General features: G+C 61.4%; 15 protein-coding genes. 4 read left to right on the top strand and 11 right to left on the bottom strand.

Annotated elements, in window-relative coordinates; genetic code table 11:
* Window positions 1-15: 15 nt before the first annotated feature.
* Window positions 16-1938 (bottom strand): ATP-binding cassette domain-containing protein, encoded by a 1923-nt coding sequence (locus tag LGQ10_RS09195; protein WP_226525359.1) that lies wholly within the window; start codon window positions 1936-1938, stop codon window positions 16-18.
* A 213-nt stretch (window positions 1939-2151) separates the two neighbouring features.
* On the opposite strand from LGQ10_RS09195, the gene LGQ10_RS09200 reads away from it, so the two are divergent.
* Window positions 2152-4080 carry a transglycosylase SLT domain-containing protein gene (locus LGQ10_RS09200; RefSeq protein ID WP_226525360.1) on the top strand — a complete coding sequence of 643 codons (1929 nt, stop codon included), beginning with the start codon at window positions 2152-2154 and terminating at the stop codon, window positions 4078-4080.
* Window positions 4081-4284: 204 nt separating this feature from the next.
* On the opposite strand, the gene LGQ10_RS09205 is transcribed toward LGQ10_RS09200, so the two are convergent.
* Window positions 4285-6039: an ABC transporter transmembrane domain-containing protein gene (locus LGQ10_RS09205; protein ID WP_413247593.1), complete on the bottom strand. Its 1755-nt coding sequence runs from the start codon at window positions 6037-6039 to the stop codon at window positions 4285-4287.
* Window positions 6040-6311: 272 nt separating this feature from the next.
* Between LGQ10_RS09205 and LGQ10_RS09210 the strand changes: the two genes are divergently transcribed.
* A complete protein-coding gene (locus LGQ10_RS09210) occupies window positions 6312-6491 on the top strand; it encodes a PA1571 family protein (RefSeq protein ID WP_011060254.1) in 180 nt (59 codons plus the stop codon).
* 65 nt (window positions 6492-6556) lie between these two features.
* Here the strand turns inward: LGQ10_RS09210 and pdxB are convergent, their stop codons facing one another.
* The gene (gene pdxB, locus LGQ10_RS09215; protein WP_226525361.1) at window positions 6557-7699 is read right to left on the bottom strand and encodes a 4-phosphoerythronate dehydrogenase PdxB; all 1143 of its coding nucleotides are present in this window, start codon (window positions 7697-7699) and stop codon (window positions 6557-6559) included.
* Between the two features lie 183 nt (window positions 7700-7882).
* On the opposite strand from pdxB, the gene LGQ10_RS09220 reads away from it, so the two are divergent.
* Window positions 7883-9292, top strand: coding sequence for an MATE family efflux transporter (locus LGQ10_RS09220; RefSeq protein WP_058433475.1), 1410 nt, complete (start codon window positions 7883-7885; stop codon window positions 9290-9292).
* Here the strand turns inward: LGQ10_RS09220 and tusA are convergent.
* Both tusA and rlmM read right to left on the bottom strand, forming a co-directional pair.
* Entirely contained in the window at window positions 9289-9540 is a 252-nt protein-coding gene (tusA, locus tag LGQ10_RS09225; protein ID WP_011060251.1) for a sulfurtransferase TusA, read from the bottom strand. The genes LGQ10_RS09220 and tusA overlap by 4 nt on opposite strands.
* A 58-nt stretch (window positions 9541-9598) precedes the next feature.
* A complete protein-coding gene (gene rlmM / locus LGQ10_RS09230) occupies window positions 9599-10672 on the bottom strand; it encodes a 23S rRNA (cytidine(2498)-2'-O)-methyltransferase RlmM (RefSeq protein ID WP_226525362.1) in 1074 nt (357 codons plus the stop codon).
* A 238-nt stretch (window positions 10673-10910) separates the two neighbouring features.
* Here rlmM and acnA point away from each other — a divergent pair, with 238 nt between their 5' ends.
* The gene (gene acnA, locus LGQ10_RS09235) at window positions 10911-13652 is read left to right on the top strand and encodes an aconitate hydratase AcnA (protein ID WP_226525363.1); all 2742 of its coding nucleotides are present in this window, start codon (window positions 10911-10913) and stop codon (window positions 13650-13652) included.
* Window positions 13653-13736: 84 nt separating this feature from the next.
* Here acnA and LGQ10_RS09240 read toward each other — a convergent pair whose 3' ends face one another.
* From LGQ10_RS09240 to LGQ10_RS09265, 6 genes are read right to left on the bottom strand one after another with little or no spacing between them, the layout of a single operon-like run.
* The gene (locus tag LGQ10_RS09240) at window positions 13737-14561 is read right to left on the bottom strand and encodes a glycosyltransferase family 2 protein (protein ID WP_413247594.1); all 825 of its coding nucleotides are present in this window, start codon (window positions 14559-14561) and stop codon (window positions 13737-13739) included.
* The gene (locus LGQ10_RS09245) at window positions 14561-14917 is read right to left on the bottom strand and encodes an EamA family transporter (protein WP_226525365.1); all 357 of its coding nucleotides are present in this window, start codon (window positions 14915-14917) and stop codon (window positions 14561-14563) included. The genes LGQ10_RS09240 and LGQ10_RS09245 overlap by 1 nt, the downstream gene beginning before the upstream one ends.
* 2 nt (window positions 14918-14919) lie before the next feature.
* On the bottom strand, window positions 14920-15756 hold the full coding sequence (locus LGQ10_RS09250; RefSeq protein WP_226525366.1) for a sugar phosphate isomerase/epimerase family protein: 837 nt from the start codon (window positions 15754-15756) through the stop codon (window positions 14920-14922).
* Window positions 15753-16547: a pyridine nucleotide transhydrogenase gene (locus LGQ10_RS09255; RefSeq protein ID WP_226525367.1), complete on the bottom strand. Its 795-nt coding sequence runs from the start codon at window positions 16545-16547 to the stop codon at window positions 15753-15755. The genes LGQ10_RS09250 and LGQ10_RS09255 overlap by 4 nt, the downstream gene beginning before the upstream one ends.
* Before the next feature lie 13 nt (window positions 16548-16560).
* Entirely contained in the window at window positions 16561-17721 is a 1161-nt protein-coding gene (locus LGQ10_RS09260; protein WP_226525368.1) for an NAD(P)/FAD-dependent oxidoreductase, read from the bottom strand.
* The gene (locus LGQ10_RS09265; RefSeq protein ID WP_226525369.1) at window positions 17721-18746 is read right to left on the bottom strand and encodes a glycosyltransferase; all 1026 of its coding nucleotides are present in this window, start codon (window positions 18744-18746) and stop codon (window positions 17721-17723) included. The genes LGQ10_RS09260 and LGQ10_RS09265 overlap by 1 nt, the downstream gene beginning before the upstream one ends.
* Between the last annotated feature and the right edge of the window lie 287 nt (window positions 18747-19033).

Genomic DNA, 19033 nt, shown 5'->3' on the forward strand with positions numbered 1-19033 from the left:
TCAGGCAGTCGTCACTCAGGCATCCAGCTCCGCCCAGCGCTCAACCATCTGGTCCAGCTCGGCGTTCAGTTGCTCCAGCTGAGCAATCACCGCTGCAGTTTCCGCCACAGGACGCTGATAGAAACCCGCATCGGCCATTTCTGCCTCGACGGCGGCGATCTGCTGCTCCTGAGCCTCGATCAGCCCAGGCAGGGCTTCGAGTTCACGTTGCAGCTTGTAGCTGAGCTTCTTCTTCGCAGCCGGGGCCGCTGCATCCGCTACCGGCGCCTGGGCCTGCACCGGCGGTACTACGGCAGAATTCAGCTCGGCCTTGCCAGACTTGTTCTCGGTCACGCCCAGCAGCCGTGGCGATCCGCCCTGGCGGATCCAGTCTTCATACCCACCGACATACTCACGCACGCGTCCCGCGCCTTCGAACACCAGGGTGCTGGTGACCACGTTATCAAGGAAGGCCCGGTCGTGACTGACCATCAACACTGTGCCCTGGTAGTTCGACAGCACTTCCTCGAGCAGCTCGAGAGTTTCCACGTCCAGGTCGTTGGTCGGTTCGTCCAGCACCAGCAGGTTGGCCGGCTTGCTGAACAGCTTGGCCAGCAGCAGGCGCGCACGCTCACCACCCGACAGCGCCTTGACCGGCGTCCGGGCCCGCTGCGGGCTGAACAGGAAATCGCCCAGGTAGCTAAGTACGTGGCGGCTCTGGCCATCGATCTCGATGAAGTCACGACCTTCGGCGACGTTGTCGATCACGGTCTTTTCCAGGTCCAGCTGGTGGCGCAACTGGTCGAAGTAGGCCACTTCGATTCGTGTGCCCTCCTCCACCGTTCCGCTGCTGGGCACCAGGCCACCGAGCATCAGCTTGAGCAAGGTGGTCTTGCCAGTACCGTTGGCCCCCAACAGGCCGATACGATCGCCGCGCTGCAGGACCATGGAGAAATCCTTGACCAGGAACGGACCCTCGGGGTGGGCGAAGCTGACATTCTCCAGCACCATTACCTGCTTGCCGGACTTGTCCGCGGATTCCAGCTGGATATTGGCCTTGCCGGTCCGCTCGCGACGTTCGCCGCGCTCCACGCGCAGCGCCTTGAGCGCTCGTACCCGACCCTCGTTGCGGGTCCGACGGGCCTTGATGCCCTGGCGAATCCAGACTTCTTCCTGGGCCAGGCGCTTGTCGAACAAGGCATTGGCGGTCTCTTCCGCCGCCAACGCCGCTTCCTTGTGCACCAGGAAACTGGCGTAGTCGCCATTCCAATCAATCAGGCCGCCACGATCCAGCTCAAGGATGCGAGTGGCCAGGTTCTGCAGGAACGAGCGGTCGTGGGTGATGAACAGTACCGCGCCGGGGAAATCCTTCAGGGCCTCTTCGAGCCAGGCAATCGCCCCGATATCCAGGTGGTTGGTCGGCTCGTCGAGCAGCAACAGGTCAGGTTCGGCGACCAGGGCCTGGGCCAGCAGGACGCGGCGACGCCAGCCACCGGACAGCTCGGCCAGGGTCTTGTCGGCAGGCAATTGCAGGCGGCTCAGGGTGCTGTCCACCAACTGTTGCAAACGCCAGCCATCACGAGCTTCGAGGTCGTGCTGGACGTGCATGAGCTTTTCCAGGTCCGCATCGGTGACGATGTTCTGGCTCAGGTGGTGATACTGGGCCAGCAACTCGCCAACCCCCGCCAGGCCCTGGGCGACCACGTCGAACACTGTCCGCTCGTCGGCCACCGGCAATTCCTGCGGCAGCTCGCCGATCTTCAGGCCAGGTGCGCGCCATATGGAACCGTCGTCAGGCTTCTGATCACCCTTGACCAGCTTCATCATGCTGGACTTGCCAGTACCGTTACGACCGATGATGCACACCCGCTCGCCACGAGCGATCTGCCAGGACACCTTGTCCAGCAACGGCATCGCGCCGAAAGCAAGGGACACATCGCTGAATTTGAGCAGGGTCATGTTCTTCTCCAAAAACCGGGCGCGCATTCTACCTGAGTTGCGCCCCTAGAAGGCCGGCTATTTCACCGTCGGCCACGCTGGTGCAACATTTGTTGCCAACTGATACCAGCGGACCGGCAAAGCTTTCACCGGTTGCTGGCAAAAGGCTAAGCTAGTGGACAATCAGTGTTGGCCCTGTCGGCACTTGTCATGATTTTTCTGCCCGGATGTCTCATGCGCAGTCGCCTTTTCAGTCTTTTATCCTGCCTGCTTCTTTCCGCCACTGCCGTCCAGTCCGCCCAGGCGGCAGACCTGGCCCTGCAACGCCAGTACTACGACGAAGCCAAGCGCGCGCTGGCCAAGGGCGATTCCGGCCCCTACTTCCGTTATGCCGACGCACTGCGTGACTATCCACTCGAGCCTTATCTGGCCTACGACGAACTCACCGCCCGCCTCAAGACCGCCAGCAACGCCGAGATAGAGAAATTCCTCGCCGAACACGGCGACCTGCCCCAGGCCAACTGGATGAAGCTGCGCTGGTTGCGCTGGCTGGCCGAACGCGGGGACTGGGCAACCTTCAACAAGTACTACGACCCGAAACTCAATTTCACCGAACTCGACTGCCTCAACGGCCAGTACCAGCTGGGCCACAACCTCAAGGCCGAGGGCTATGCCACGGCCGAAAAGCTCTGGCTGAGCGGTAAGTCACAACCCGCGGCCTGTGACGGCCTGTTCGGCCAATGGGCCGCCGAAGGCCAATTGACCGAACAGAAACGCTGGCAACGGGCCAAGCTGGCGGCCGAGGCCCGCAACTACGCCCTGGCCAATAGCCTGGTCAACAGCATGACCACCCTGGCGCCTCAAGGCCGGTTGCTGGTGGACGTCGCACAGAAACCCGAACTGCTGAGCCAGCCTTCGCGCTTCCAGCCGGCCAATGAAGCCATGTCCGATGTGGTCGGCCTCGGCCTGCGGCGCCTGGCTCGCCAGGACCCGGACAAGGCCATGGCCCTGCTCGACGGTTATGCCAGCAGCATGCACTTCTCCCGTGACGAAAAGGTGGCCATTGCCCGCGAGATCGGCTTGACGCTGGCGCGCCGCTTCGACAGCCGCGCCCTGGACGTGATGACCAAATACGATCCGGAACTGCGGGACAACACCGTGTCCGAATGGCGCCTGCGCCTGCTGCTGCGCCTGGCGCGCTGGGAAGACGCCTACCAGTTGACACGCAAGCTGCCCCAGGAACTGGCGAACACCAACCGCTGGCGCTACTGGCAGGCGCGCAGCCTGGAACTGGCGGAACCGAAGAACCCCCAGGCCCAGGCACTGTTCAAAGGCCTGGCCCGGGAACGGGACTTCTATGGCTTCCTTGCCGCCGATCACGCCAAGGCACCTTACCAACTGAACAACCAGCCATTGATGCTCAGCCAGGCGCTCATCAACAAGGTGCGCAACACCCCCGGTGTGCGTCGCGCCCTGGAGTTCCATGCCCGTGGGCAGATTGTCGACGGCCGCCGCGAGTGGTACCACGTCAGCCGGCACTTCAGCCGCGACGAGATGGTTGCCCAGGCAAGACTGGCCTATGACCTCAAGTGGTATTTCCCGGCCATCCGCACCATCAGCCAGGCCCAGTACTGGGACGACCTGGACATCCGCTTCCCGATGGCCCACCGCGACACCCTGGTGCGCGAGGCCAAGGTTCGTGGCCTGCATTCCAGCTGGGTATTTGCCATCACCCGCCAGGAAAGCGCGTTCATGGACGATGCCCGCTCCGGCGTCGGCGCCAGCGGCCTGATGCAACTGATGCCCGGTACCGCGAAGGAAACCGCACGCAAGTTCAGCATCCCCCTGGCCTCGCCTCAACAGGTACTGGATCCGGACAAGAACATCCAACTGGGCGCAGCCTACCTGAGCCAGGTCCACAGCCAGTTCAACGGCAACCGGGTGCTGGCTTCAGCGGCCTACAACGCCGGCCCCGGCCGCGTACGCCAATGGCTCAAGGGCGCCGACCACCTGAGCTTCGACGTGTGGGTGGAAAGCATCCCCTTCGACGAGACCCGCCAGTACGTGCAGAACGTACTGTCCTACTCGGTGATCTACGGCCAGAAACTCAATTCACCGCAGCCGCTGGTGGACTGGCACGAGCGTTACTTCGACGACCTCTGATCGTCGATCGCCCAAAAAGCCCGCATCGCTGCGGGCTTTTTCGTATCTCTCAACGACACACCCTCACCTTTAGTCGCTACCGAGCCTGCAACCGGGCGCGAAGCGGGCTTAAGGCTCTCGCTACATTGGCGAGGACTACGTCCTCGTGCGCAGCCTCGCAAGCTCGGCAGCGGCTACAGGCAGCTACAGGCGGCGCAGAGCGGGTCAGCCATCGCTGAACTGCAAGGCTGCCAGGCGCGCGTACAAGGGATTGCTGGCAATCAGTTGCTGGTGGGTACCCAGTGCCACCAACTGCCCCTGATCCATGACCGCAATCCGGTCGGCGTTTTTCACCGTGGCCAGGCGATGGGCGATCACCAGGGTGGTACGGTCCTTCATCAGGCTTGGCAAGGCTTGCTGGATCAGGTGTTCACTTTGCGCATCCAGGGCGCTGGTCGCCTCGTCCAGCAGCAGGATCGGTGCATCCACCAGCAGCGCCCGGGCAATCGCCAGGCGCTGGCGCTGGCCACCGGAGAGCCCCTGCCCTCCATCCCCCAGGTGAGTCTGGTACCCCTGGGGCATCTGCTCGATGAATTCATGGGCGTAGGCAATCCTCGCCGCTTCCTGGACTTGCGCCAGGGTCGCAGCCGGATTGCCATAGCGCAGGTTCTCCTCGATGCTGCCGAAGAACAGCGCCGGGCTCTGCGACACCAAGGCGAAGCAGCGCCGCAGATCCAGCGGATCGAGACTCGTCAGCGGCACGCCGTCCAGCAGGATCTGCCCTTGCTGCGGATCGTAGAAACGCAGCAGCAGGTCATACAGCGTGGACTTGCCAGCCCCCGAAGGCCCCACCAGCGCCAGGGTCTCGCCGGCGCGGATACTCAACGACAGGCCATCCAGGGCATAGCGATCAGGCCGCGACGGGTAGGAAAACCGCAAGCCGTCCAATTCCAATTCGCCCTGCACCCGGGCCGGCAGGCTCACCAGCCCACGCCCAGGCGCCAGGATCAGGTTCTCCGCCCGCAGCAGCTCGGCAATCCGCTCCGCCGCCCCCGCTGCCCGCTGCAACTCGCCGATCACCTCGCTCAAGGTGCCGAAGGCGCTGCCAACGATCAGGCTGTAGAACACGAAGGCCGCCAGCTCACCCCCGGAAATCCGCCCGGCGATCACGTCCATCCCACCGACCCAGAGCATCACCCCCACCGCCCCCAGCACCAGCACGATCACCAGGGTGATCAGCCAGGCTCGCTGGACAATGCGCTGGCGCGCCGTATCGAACGCCTGCTCCACCGTCACCGCGAACCGTTGCTCGTCCTGGGACTGGTGATTGTAGGCCTGGACGGTCTTGATCTGGCCGAGGGTTTCGGCCACGTAGCTGCCGACATCGGCGACCCGATCCTGACTCAGGCGCGACAGGCTGCGCACCCGGCGACCGAAGAACAGGATCGGCACCAGCACCAGCGGCAGCGCGATAACCACGATACTGGTGAGCTTGGGGTTGGTGACGAACAACAGGACGATGCCGCCCAGGACCATCAGCGCATTGCGCAGGAACAACGACAGGGACGAGCCGATCACCGACTGCAGCAAGGTCGTGTCCGCGGTCAGCCGCGACTGGATTTCCGAACTGCGATTGTTCTCGTAGAAACCCGGATGCAGATAGATCAGGTGGCTGAACACCTGGCGCCGGATGTCCGCTACACAACGCTCGCCGATCCACGACACCAGGTAGAAGCGCACGAAGGTGCCCACCGCCAGCGCCAGCACCAGCAGCAGGAACAAGCCAATGGACTGGTTCAACAGATGCGGAGACTGGGTCATGAAGCCCTGGTCCACCAGCAGGCGGATGCCCTGGCCCATCGACAAGGTGATGCCTGCCGTGACTATCAGGGCCAACAACGCGCCCAGTACCTGCCAGCGATAGGGTGCGATAAAGCGACTGGCCAGACGCAAGGCCTGGCGATAACGAGAAGTGAGCATGTCGTTGATCCATTCATTGACGCGCCAGCTACCGATCCGCTGCAGCGCCGGCAACGAGATGAATTCGCTGGAACTTTGGTAAATCGCAATGAGTCAGGTTGATTATGATCGGTGACGCTAGGGCCTAGAGATTATCGGTCTAATCCGTGGCTGGCACTGTCCAGGGATTTCTGGTGGAGTGAAGCTGCCGGACCTGCCCAGGCGGTGGTCTGTAACAGCCTGGTCACCCGGTCATTCTAAAGTAAGCACACAACCTGATGAGGAGACAGGCCATGTCCTTGCAACACAGCAGCAATGACAAGATTCAAGTGATCCGTACCCAGCCCAACCAGTCTCTGGGGTGTGCCATCATCGACGCCCAGGGCCGCGAAGTACCTATTACTGAAGACATGATCCAGAACGCCTGCCGCGAACTGGAAAAGCGACTGGTCAAGCCTGCTCGGCAAGATTGACACATAGCCTCACGTCCTCTTGACCCGGCCTGGTGGCCGGGTTTTTTATGCCCGCCCGGCTCGATTCAGGCCAGCACGGCCCCCAATGCCCGGACAATCCTGCTCAAGGCCGCCGATTCGCCCTGGATCCGTACCTGCAGGCCATCGATCTCGCGCCGCAACGGGTAGTGCTTGCGCAAACCGTCGAAGGCACTGCGCTGCTGTGCCACGTCCTGCGACAGGCTCCGGCGAAAATCCGCATCATCCCGGCGCGGGTCGTACACCGCCCGGCAGAGTGTCGCCAGGGCCCAGGCCGGGTCGGCCTCGGCATTCAGGCTGACCTGCGACACCCAGGGCGCTGGTAGCAACGTTTCCAGGCGAACCTGCTCGGCGTGATCGAAATGCCGGCAGAACGCCTGGTAGATCTGCGCCGTACCGCGCTGCTTGCCATCCAGGCTGTAACCGGCAATATGCGGCGTGGCCAGTACGCACAAGTCCGCCAGGGCAGCGTCCACCGTGGGCTCTTCTTCCCAGACGTCCAACACGGCTTGCAGGTCTTCGCGTTGCAACAGCACTTCGCGCAGGGCACGGTTGTCCACCACCGGGCCGCGGGCCGCATTGATCAGCCAGGCGCCCTGGCGCATCTGCTCCAGACGCTGGCGGTCCAGCAGGTGCCAGGTGCGGTGCTCGCCATGCCGGGTCAGCGGGGTGTGCAGGCTGATGACATCGCAGCGCTCGATCAACTGTTCCAGGCTGACGTAATCGCCGCCCTCCGACGCCTGGCGCTGGGGATCACAGACCAGCACTTCCCAGCCCAGGCCACGCAACACCTCGATCAGCCGGCCACCAACCTCTCCTGCCCCGACCACGCCGTAGCAGCGCCGAGCCAGGTCCACACCCTCGATCTCGGCCAGGGTCAGCAGGCTGCCCAGTACATAGTCCACCACCCCGCGGGCATTGCAGCCCGGAGCACTGGACCAGGTGATGCCGGCCTGCTGGAAGTAGTCCAGGTCCAGGTGGTCGGTGCCGATGGTACAGGTGCCGACAAAACGCACCGGACTGCCCTCGAGCAGAGCCCGGTCGACCTGGGTCACCGAGCGCACCAGCAATACATCGGCCTGTGCCACGCTTTCCCGGTCGATGGCGCGCCCCGCAAAGCGCCGGACCTCGCCGAACCCGGCAAAGAACTCATCGATCAGGGGAATGTTTTCGTCGGCGACAATCAGCATGGCAGGCTCCTCTTGGGGAGCCGCAGTTTAGGCCCAGATGCCCCCGTGGACCAGCACGGCTTGCAGGCGGTAGCGGATCGGCCGCCAGGTATTACAAATGCGCAACACGGGACTTTTCCAGGCCACCGCGGCAACGCGTAGACTGTCGCGTCCTGCGCAACACACCTATGGACGCTTCGCCCCGTGAATTCCGTGACCGACTCCGCTGCAACCCTATCCACCAGCCGCCCCGCCCGGGTCGGCCGCGAGCTGAAAGACCTGCTGAAACTGGCCTTGCCCATCATGATCGCCCAGGTGGCGACCACCGCCATGGGTTTTGTCGACGCGGTGATGGCCGGGCGGGTCGGCCCCCGCGACCTGGCAGCCGTGGCCCTGGGCAACTCGATCTGGATCCCGGTGTTCCTGCTGATGACGGGCACCCTGCTGGCCACCACCCCCAAGGTCGCCCAGCGCTTCGGGGCCGACAAGCTCGAGGAGATCGGCCCCCTGGTACGCCAGGCACTGTGGCTGGCCGTGGTGGCCGGGATCGCGGCCATGCTGATACTGATCAGCGCCGAGCCCGTGCTGCACCTGATGAAGGTCGATCCGCAGCTGATCCAGCCCTGCATGGGCTACTTGCACGGCATCGCCAGCGGCCTGCCGGCGGTGGCGCTGTATTACGTGCTGCGCTGCTTGAGCGATGGCCTGGGCCGCACGGTGCCCAGCATGGTCATCGGCCTCTGTGGCCTGGCCCTGAACATTCCCATCAACTACATCTTCATCTATGGCCACTTCGGCGTGCCGGCCATGGGCGGCGTCGGTTGCGGCTGGGCCACGGCCATCGTGATGTGGGCCATGATGCTAGGCATGGCCGGCTGGATTCGCTGGGCACCGGCCTATCGCAAGATCCAGCTGTTCAGCCGCTTCGACTGGCCGCAATGGACGCCGATCGGGCGCTTGCTGAGCATCGGCCTGCCCATCGGCATCGCCGTGTTCGCCGAGTCGAGCATCTTCGCGGTGATCGCCCTGCTCATCGGCAGCCTGGGCGCCACGGTGGTGGCCGGGCACCAGATCGCCCTCAACATCAGCGCCCTGATGTTCATGATCCCCTACTCCCTGGCCATGGCAGTGACCGTACGGGTCGGCCAGTCCCTGGGGCGCCAGGAGCCGCGCGACGCCCGTTTCAGCGCCGGCGTCGGCATGGCCACCGCACTGGGTTACGCCTGCCTGTCGGCGAGCCTGATGTTCTTCCTGCGCGAACCCATCGCCTCGATCTACACCACCGACCCGCTGGTGATCCAGGTGGCATCGATGCTGATCGTGTATGCCGCGCTGTTCCAGTTCTCCGATGGCATCCAGGTGACCGCCGCCGGCGCCCTGCGCGGCTACCAGGACACCCGGGTGACGATGATCCTGACCCTGTTCGCGTATTGGGGCATCGGCTTGCCGGTGGGTTACGCCCTGGGGCTGACCGAATGGTTCGGTACAGCCCGGGGCCCGAGTGGGCTATGGGAAGGCCTGATCGTCGGCTTGAGCTGCGCCGCGCTGATGCTGTCGATCCGTCTGGTAGGCAGCGCACGCAAGCAGATTCGTATCAGCCGCCCGGCAGGTTAATCGAGCTTCTTGCGGATCCAGTAGAGGTAAGTGCCGGCCTCTTCCTGCTGCGCGACCAGTTCGTGATCGAGAAACACACAGAACTTGGGAATATCGCGGCGGGTGGACGGGTCGGTCGCGATCACCTTCAGCAGGCCGCCTGGCGGCAGGTCGCGGATATGCTGGTGCAGCATCATCACCGGCTCGGGGCAATTGAGGCCGGTGGCGTCGAGGGTGCCGTCTACCGGCGTATCGATGATTTGACTCATGGTTCACTCCTGAAACTGGCCGGCATTGTCGCGCAATGCCGGGCACGTGGCGAGGGACTCAGCGCGAACGGGCAGGCTTCACGTCCAGGCGCCGCAGGTGGCACGTCACTTCCTCGCGATCGTGATAGAGCTGCTTGCAGCCGATGGCCACACGAATGCCCCGGGCCTTGAAGCCCTCTTCGATCCGCTCCAGCAGGCGCTTGACCTCGGCATAACGCTGTTTCATCGGCAGCTTCAGGTTGACCACCGCCTCGCGACAATGGCCCTCGCCAATCCAGGTCTCCAGCAGGGCCGCGTTGCGCGCCGGCTTCTCGACGATGTCGCAGACCATCCAGTCCACCGGCTGTCGTGGCTTGTAGGTGAACCCGTCGGCCATCAAGTGCTGGACCAGGCCGGTGTCCATCAGGCTCTCGGCCATCGGCCCGTTGTCGACCGCAGTCACCAGCATGCCGCGGTTGACCAGCTGCCAGGTCCAGCCACCCGGCGCAGCGCCCAGGTCAACCCCGGTCATGTCGCTGTGCAAGCGCTCGTCCCACTGCTCCCGGGGAATGAAGTGATGCCAGGCTTCTTCCAGCTTCAGGGTCGAACGACTGGGCGCTTCCCGGGGGAATTTCAACCGTGGAATGCCCATGGGCCACATCGCCGAGTTGCCGGCATCGGCCAGGCCGACGAAGACTTCGCGGCCACTCATGAAGGTCAGCAACAGACGCGGCTTGCCAGCGTCCTCCACCAGCTTGCCGGCGCCCACGAGAGCCTTGCGCAATGGCCCCTCGAACTTCTTGCAGAAGTTCGACAGTTCCTTGCCGTCGTTGGTATCCACCACCTCAAGCCACAAGCTGCCGCACTGAGGGAAGTCGGCCAGGTGGCCCAGGATCACGCTGATGCGGTCGGTTTCCGGCAGTTCGACGAAGCTGCCCCGCGCCCACTGCCGGGGGAAAATCAGTTCGGGAAACCGCAGCCCCTGCATCAGGCGTCGAGTACCGTCATCCTCGGTGCAGATGAACTGCGCACAGGCGGTGCCGGGCTTGGCCTTGGCATAACCGGCGACATTCAGCCGCGCGGCGTGGTCAGCGATCTCCGAGCAGACCTCGCCCTCGAAACCGGGACGGCAGTGGATAAACAGGGTGTTCATGGAATCTCCTGGGCAACTGGCGATGAATCGATGCGCAAACCTGCCCGAAAGTGCCCTGGATCAACAGAAACGGAGCACACGCAAAGCCTGTCACGAAAAACGGCGCATGATAACCGAGTTAGGAACCTTGGACTGAACCCTGGAGTCCAGTGATTAGCGATAAGACCCAAACAGAGCTAGGTTAACGCTCTGTCCGTATCACAGGCCCGTAGCCGTGCGAGCCAGAAGGAGTCATTCAATGCCATCCCTCGATAGCCTGAAAACCCTCAAGACCCTGAACATAGACGACAAGACCTATCACTATTTCAGCCTGCCGGACGCCGCCAGGAGCCTGGGCGATATCGATGCCCTGCCGATGTCGCTCAAGGTCCTGCTGGAAAACCTGCTGCGCTGGGAGGACAACGAGACCGTCACCAGCGACGATCTCAAGGCCCTCGCCGCCTGGCTCAAGGAACGCCGTTCCGACCGCGAGATCCAGTACCGCCCGGCACGGGTGCTGATGCAGGACTTCACTGGCGTCCCCGCCGTGGTCGACCTGGCTGCCATGCGTGCGGCCATGGCCAAGGCTGGCGGCGATCCGCAGCGGATCAACCCGCTGTCGCCGGTGGACCTGGTGATCGACCACTCGGTGATGGTGGACAAGTTCGCCAGCAGCAGCGCCTTCGAGCAGAACGTCGACATCGAGATGCAACGCAACGGCGAGCGCTATGCCTTCCTGCGGTGGGGCCAGAGCGCCTTCGACAACTTCAGCGTGGTACCACCGGGCACCGGCATCTGCCACCAGGTCAACCTGGAGTACCTGGGGCGCACGGTATGGACCAAGGACGAGGACGGCCGCACCTATGCCTTCCCCGACACCCTGGTGGGCACCGACTCCCACACCACCATGATCAACGGCCTGGGCGTACTGGGCTGGGGCGTGGGCGGGATCGAGGCCGAGGCGGCGATGCTCGGCCAGCCCGTGTCGATGCTGATTCCCGAAGTCATCGGCTTCAAGCTCACCGGCAAGCTCAAGGAAGGCATCACCGCCACCGACCTGGTGCTGACGGTGACCCAGATGCTGCGCAAAAAAGGCGTGGTCGGTAAATTCGTCGAGTTCTACGGTGACGGCCTGGCCGACCTGCCCCTGGCGGACCGCGCCACCATCGCCAACATGGCCCCTGAATATGGTGCCACCTGCGGTTTCTTCCCGGTGGATGACATCACCCTGGACTACCTGCGCCTTTCAGGTCGCCCTGCCGAATTGGTGAAGCTGGTGGAAACCTACAGCAAGGCCCAGGGCCTGTGGCGCCTGCCAGGCAAGGAGCCGGTGTTCAGCGACAGCCTGGCACTGGACATGGGCACCGTGGAGGCCAGCCTCGCCGGCCCCAAGCGCCCTCAGGACCGAGTGGCGCTGCCCAACGTGCCCCAGGCCTTCACCGACTTTGTGGACCTGCAGTTCAAACCCACCAGCAAGGAAGAAGGCCGCCTGGAAAGCGAAGGTGGCGGTGGTGTAGCCGTGGGTAACGCCGATCTGATCGGCGAGACCGACTACCAGCACGACGGTCAGACCTATCGCCTGAAAAACGGCGCGGTGGTGATCGCAGCCATCACCTCCTGCACCAACACTTCCAACCCCAGCGTGATGATGGCGGCCGGGCTGGTGGCCAAGAAGGCGCTGGAAAAGGGCCTGCAACGCAAGCCCTGGGTCAAGAGCTCCCTGGCGCCCGGCTCCAAGGTGGTGACCGACTACTACCAGGCTGCCGGACTGACCCCTTACCTCGACCAACTGGGCTTCGACCTGGTGGGTTACGGCTGCACCACCTGCATCGGCAACTCCGGACCGCTGCTGGAGCCGATCGAGAAGGCCATCCAGGGTTCCGACCTGACGGTGGCCTCGGTGCTCTCCGGCAACCGCAACTTCGAAGGCCGGGTGCATCCGCTGGTGAAGACCAACTGGCTGGCCTCGCCGCCCCTGGTGGTGGCCTATGCCCTGGCCGGCACGGTGCGCATCGACCTCAGCCGTGAGCCCCTGGGCCAGGGCAAAGATGGCCAGCCGGTGTACCTGAAGGACATCTGGCCCAGCAGCCAGGAAATCGCCGACGCCGTCGCCCAGGTCAACACCCGGATGTTCCACAAGGAATACGCCGAAGTGTTTGCCGGCGATGCCCAGTGGCAGGCCATCGAGGTGCCCCAGGCCGCTACCTATGTCTGGCAGGATGACTCCACCTACATCCAGCACCCCCCCTTCTTCGATGACATCGCCGGCGCCCTGCCCGAGGTCAAGGACGTCAATGGCGCCCGGGTGCTGGCGCTGCTGGGGGATTCGGTGACCACCGACCACATCTCTCCCGCCGGCAACATCAAGGCCGACAGCCCCGCCGGGCGCTACTTGCGGGACAAGGGCGTGGAACCCCGGGACTTCAACTCCTACGGCTCGCGGCGCGGCAACCACGAAGTGATGATGCGCGGCACCTTCGCCAACATCCGCATTCGCAACGAAATGCTTGGCGGCGAGGAAGGTGGCAATACGCTGTACATCCCCACCGGCGAGAAAATGGCGATCTACGACGCGGCCATGAAGTACCAGACCACGGGCACGCCATTGGTGGTGATTGCAGGGCAGGAATACGGCACCGGCTCCAGCCGCGACTGGGCGGCCAAGGGCACCAACCTGCTGGGGGTCAAGGCGGTGATCGCCGAGAGCTTCGAACGTATCCACCGCTCCAACCTGGTGGGCATGGGCGTGCTGCCGCTGCAGTTCAAGGCCGAACAGAACCGCAAGAGCCTCAAGCTCACCGGCCGGGAGACCCTGGATATCCTCGGGCTCAGCAACACGCAACTGACTCCGCGGATGAGCCTGCAACTGGTGATCACCCGCGAGGACGGCAGTCGCGAACAGATCGAAGTACTGTGCCGCATCGACACCTTGAATGAGGTGGAATACTTCAAGTCCGGCGGGATCCTGCACTATGTGCTGAGGCAACTGATCGCGGCCTGATGCGTTCCTGCTAGCCCCCTGAAGCGGTACATCCGAGTGATCGGATGTACCGCTTCAGGCATGCCAGGCTTGATCCCAGGAACCTCAGCCTTTGTTGTAGCTCCCGAAGCAAGCCTTGAACAAAACGCCCAGCACCAGAAGGTTGCCCTTTACCGCGCTGATCTTCGTAGGCACCTCCCCCTTGGGGTAACGTCGGACCGTAGCCAACTCCAGGCAGCGATAACCCAGCTTGGGTGCTCGATACGAAAGATAGGCCAGCAGTTCGTAGGTCGCGAAGGCATCACGGAACGGGGCCATGACCGGGTCAACCAGCATTTTGCGACTGTAGGCACGAAATCCCTGGGTTGTATCGGTCCACTTGAAACCGGAAAAGAGACTGAGCATCGGCGCATGGATGAAACGAATCGCGAAGTCTCGTGACTTGGGCGTATTTTCCGCCACGCCTCCTTCCAGAAAACGCGAAGCCTGGACGAAGTCGACCCCCTCCTTCAGTGCATCGATGAAACGCGGGATCGCCTCGGGGTCATCCTTGTCATTACCGTCGATGGTGACGATTCCTTCATACCCCTGATCGAGGGCAAAGGCATAAGCACAACGCAACTGGGCGCTGAGCTTTCCAGGTGCGGTCTTGAGCAGCAATCCCCGAACCCCGACCCGTTGCAATTCAGGCAACGCCAAGGAGCCATCCGTGGTGCCGCCATCGACAATGATGATGTCGGCAATTTGGTCGATCTTGAGTGCGGCCATCCTGGCCAACAGGCTCTTGATCCTTTCACCCTCGTTGATGACGGGAATCACAACGCACCAGGGGTGCTGACGACCAAGCCAGAGACGTGTATCGAACGAAGGTACTTGCCACATCTCGCGGCCAACCGGGGAAATATCAAGAGAAGTCATCATGCTTACCATCAAGCCACTCGAGCTGTAATCAGCCCGACACCGGCAATTACCAATACGATTCCCGCCCCTGTAGTCCAGTGGAAGGATTCGCGAAAGAAAAACACTGAGAACAACGCGACGGTTGCTATCGCGCCCGATGTCAGCACAGGGTGTGCCACGTTCAACGGCAGGCGCGCCAAGGCAGCGGCGTATAACAGAAAGGCCGCGCCATACAACCCAAGCCCCAACCAGAATGGCCAATTGCTCAACGCCGCCATGGGATCGCTGAGAGAGGGAAACTTGCGCGGAGGCATCATTGCCATCTTCACCAGCACACTGGCAGAAGCATTGGAGAGAATGCCAAGAATGAGGATCAGCCATTTCATGCTCATTCACTCACCTCAAGAGCCGTCCTGCGGTAGTTGCGGGTCGCCACCTCAAGCGCGCGCTCGATCGAGACCAGATGCGGCTCGTTCCTGGTCGCCACCATTTCAATGCAAACCACATGAGTCGGCAGGTACTGCAACAGCGCGGCTGCCATTCTTTCATGCTCGGTAGTGCCGTCCCCCAAAGGCAACAGGTCCGGCTCACTGGCATGCACATGACCGATCAACGCGCCGTGGTCCTGCAGGATTCGCCGAGGGTCTTCCCGATTGATGGCAAGTGCCCCCGTATCCAGCTGCATCCGGATGGCCGGATGCGCAACGTGCTCGACCACCTGGGCGGTCTGTGGGCTAGTGGTCATGAAGTTGGCGCCATAGCACTCAGGGTTGGGTTCAAGACAGATCGTCACACCAGCTGCCTGGGCGATATCCCCCAGTTTCTGGAAAAACGGAATCGCGATATCCAGGGCTTCCTGGTCATTCAGCCCGGTACGATCACGGTTCCTCGGTGAACCAAATACTATCCGGGTAGCTCCCAGGCCAGCGCCGATACGGCAGACAGCCCGAAGATGCTCAAGCATGGCCGACTGGCTCTCAACCGGACCGAAGACATTCAGTCCCGTGGTGCCAAACAGCAATGCCTGCATACCGGTGATTTCAATGCCGCGCTCGGCCCACCAGGCCTTGACCCGGGAAATATCCTCATGCGTGGCCCGGGCCGGTTCCGGAAAATACTTGCCCGGTGCAATATCGACCGCATCCACAGCAAAGCGCCGCATCAGTGCAGCAACGGACTCGTCCTCCTCGATATCCCAGGCAATGTTGGAAATTGCCAATCTCACGAGTTCGCTCCTTCACTGGTCTTGACCATTAGAGGTTCGGATTGCGCATAGGCTCTGACCGCCAGAATGGTCTCGCGCGCGCTGTATTGGTACCGACCCGAGACACCAAACACCTCGGCGTGTTTTGTCTGGAAATCATAGCTAGCAACAGGGTTGGCCAACTCATTGATGAAAGGCTTGCCGAACCCATACTGGGAGATAGCTTCGACACTGACCGGCTGGGCAGTAAAGTGAACCAGCCTCAAGCCGGCATCGAGTGCTATTTGAGTGTCATGCCAGAGGTTGACCATCGGATAGAACTGGAACACTCCTCGGCTCTCGACCGCTTGAAGATTATTGTCATTGAGAAAGTCAAAGATGACGTTCTTCCGCAATCCGGGGCCTACCAATCCTGGCAAGCGAATGATCAGGTAGTTAGGGAAATGACTTTCGACAAAGCTCTCAAGCAAACGACGATGCAAGCCATAGGGATGCAGGCCCGATTCGTCAACGGGAGTGTCTTCGTCAACGCCCTGGGGATTCTTGAAAACATCCACGGTGCTGATCAGGATGAATGTCTTGCATTGAATAGTCTTGAGGTGAGCAATCAGGGCCTGGATCTTTTCGAGATCCGCTTGCGGCTCACGATTGGCAATCCATTTTTGCGCCGGAGCACCGGCACAGACCACCGTGTCAAAAACCTGATGATCAATCTCACCGATGTTGGTGGAGCGATAAAGCGCTGTGAAACTTTGCTGCTTGAGCAGGGTGCTCCCCACATAACCAGAGAAACCAATAAGTGAATTAGCCATCTACCGCTCCAGATCAGCACTTGCCTTGATTGTCGCTACCGAAGAACTTTTCAGCTTCGAGCGTTTCAAGAACATCGTAAATATTGTCAATTTTTCCGCCGAGAACCGAGTAGCAGCCAGGCAACTCCAGGTGTCTCTCGAATAGTATTGGACGTCCGTCGTCACTTTCGTTCTTTAGCAGGACGGTTTTAACCTCAAACAGCGAGTCAATGTACTTGGCCTTCAATACCTCGGGAATATAACGCCCGACATCACGAAGCATCCGGTCTACCCGGGTATCTCGTTCGTAACGATCCAGCCTTTGGTATGGATTGATTTCCTGTTGATCATTCCAGTGCAGGTGCGGCGTATAACGCACATGGGACAAGGTGTGCAGCCCACGTGCTGGGAAAGGCATCATCGAGAAGAACGGGCCATCCATTACGGTGATTCCCAGGTCACTGAGCGAGGCAGGCAACTGCATCAGTGCCATTTCCGTGATCTCTTGCTTCAGGCCGGCACTCACTCCCGGGAAGTCGCCCGCCATCTGGTTGAGGCCGCTATAGGTACAATTGAACACATAGCGGCACGCGATGACGTCCTGGTGACCTTGGCTGGTTTGCATCACGACCTGCAACGGCGCCTGTGCGCCCTTGAGAATCGAGGTGACGCGGGTCTGGTAGCGGATCTGCACGCAACTGTCCTGCAATTCGCGTGCAGCCCAGCTCGACAGTTGCGCCGTGTCGAATGCGTACTCCTCGACCCGATACACATCCTCGATCAAGCGAGGCTCAAACAAGGCTTTCAGCCCCGGGTCTGCGGGCTGGATACTCGCACCTATATCACGGCAAAAGCGCTCGAACTGCCTCGCGGTAACCTTCGAGTTTCGCCGGGCAATAGCATAGAGCTTGGTAAAGTCCTGCTTTATCGCCAGAGGCCAATCACGCACAAACTTCGGCAGGTTTACCCGGCTCCGATAAGCCGTCGTAAAGCTGCGAGGATAGTGATATCCGTTATGCACACGGGCCTGGTTGTTATAAGAGGCACGCGTCATCAGCGCCGATTCTTGTTCAACCAGCACGACTCGCTTAAGTCCACGCTGCCCAGCCAGATATACAGCGATGGCCGCACCATAGAAGCCACCACCAATGACCACCGCATCTTGGCAGAGTGGGTCTGGATCGTAGTCAGGCATCAGGATATACGTTCGGAATTCGGAGTTTTGGTATCCCCGAGATCTGACACGACCTCTTCGATGTTCAACTTTTCAAGGCGTGTCATTCGAGCGCTGGTGAACTCTTGCCCCACATGATAGAGCGGCCCTTCATTCGTCAGGCTGGCCATGTTCAAGATGTATTCGCCCAAAACCAGCAGAACTAATGAAATCAGGAAGAACATGCCTGACTGCTGCAGGGAAAAGCTGATCCAGCCCGGCGCAACATTGGTCTTTAAAATGCCAACGGCAATGACGTAAACGCAATAGACCAGGTTGGAAACCGCACCAAACAAGGAGAGCGCCGTCACTAACCGCATCGGAGCACGCGTGGTCGAGACCAGCAAGCGCATGCCACGGTCGATACTTTCCCACAACCGTTTGGGCTGTGATGCCTGGGGTGTAGAGCTGTAGTTCAGGTATGCACGAGCGAACCCACCTGTAGCGGGCAAGTGCCGATAGGTCACTGCGGGCTGAGGGTGCTGCAAGATGAAGTTGATCACCCGCTTGCTGAGGATCCGGTACTGCGGCGCTTCCTTGGCCAGGTGAACACCATTGAAACGATTGTAGAGGCTGTGGAACACCACGTTGGCCCAGCGATAAGCCAGGCTTTGCGTGGCTTTTTGCGCATTGTTGGCGAACACCACATCGGCACCGCTGACAGCCTGGTCGAGCATCTGGGGAATAAAGCCGATGTCATCGACCAACGGATCGACAACCACGACAAAGTCACCCAGCGCATTTTCCAATCCAACCCACGAAGCCGTATCCGCATCCACTTCCTTGGTCAGAGCATAAACTTGCAAGTTGGCCAGTCCGCTCTCGCTGGTCAGCCGCTTCAGCACTCGAACGCTGTCATCTTCCGACGCGTTATCTACTACGATCAATTCATAATCAGCGACAATGCCAGCGATAACCGCGGCAGCTTCAGACAGGATTTTTTCGATACCAGCTGACTGGTTGCGTACCACAAACACGGCAGACAGGAAACAGGGGAAGAAGGCCATCACATTCTCTTTTAAACGAACTACGTAAGCATTTTGCCATTAAAACAAAAAATAACGCGAAAGGCCCACACTGATACCAGCCCACCGCGCTCAACGCCGACACTGCGGGCATCACGATTGACGACACACGGGCCTCCTTGCGCTCGCGAGAAACACGTCCAGCCTCGCGGATAATCGACTCGACACCTGCGGCGAGGCATCAAGCTCACGAATGGCCTCCCGACTCCTATCCGGCCCGGCAAGAACATCTGGCAGGGAAAACTATTCGGCAAAACTCTGCGAACTGC

This window comes from Pseudomonas sp. L5B5, from assembly GCF_020520285.1.
Taxonomy (GTDB): domain Bacteria; phylum Pseudomonadota; class Gammaproteobacteria; order Pseudomonadales; family Pseudomonadaceae; genus Aquipseudomonas.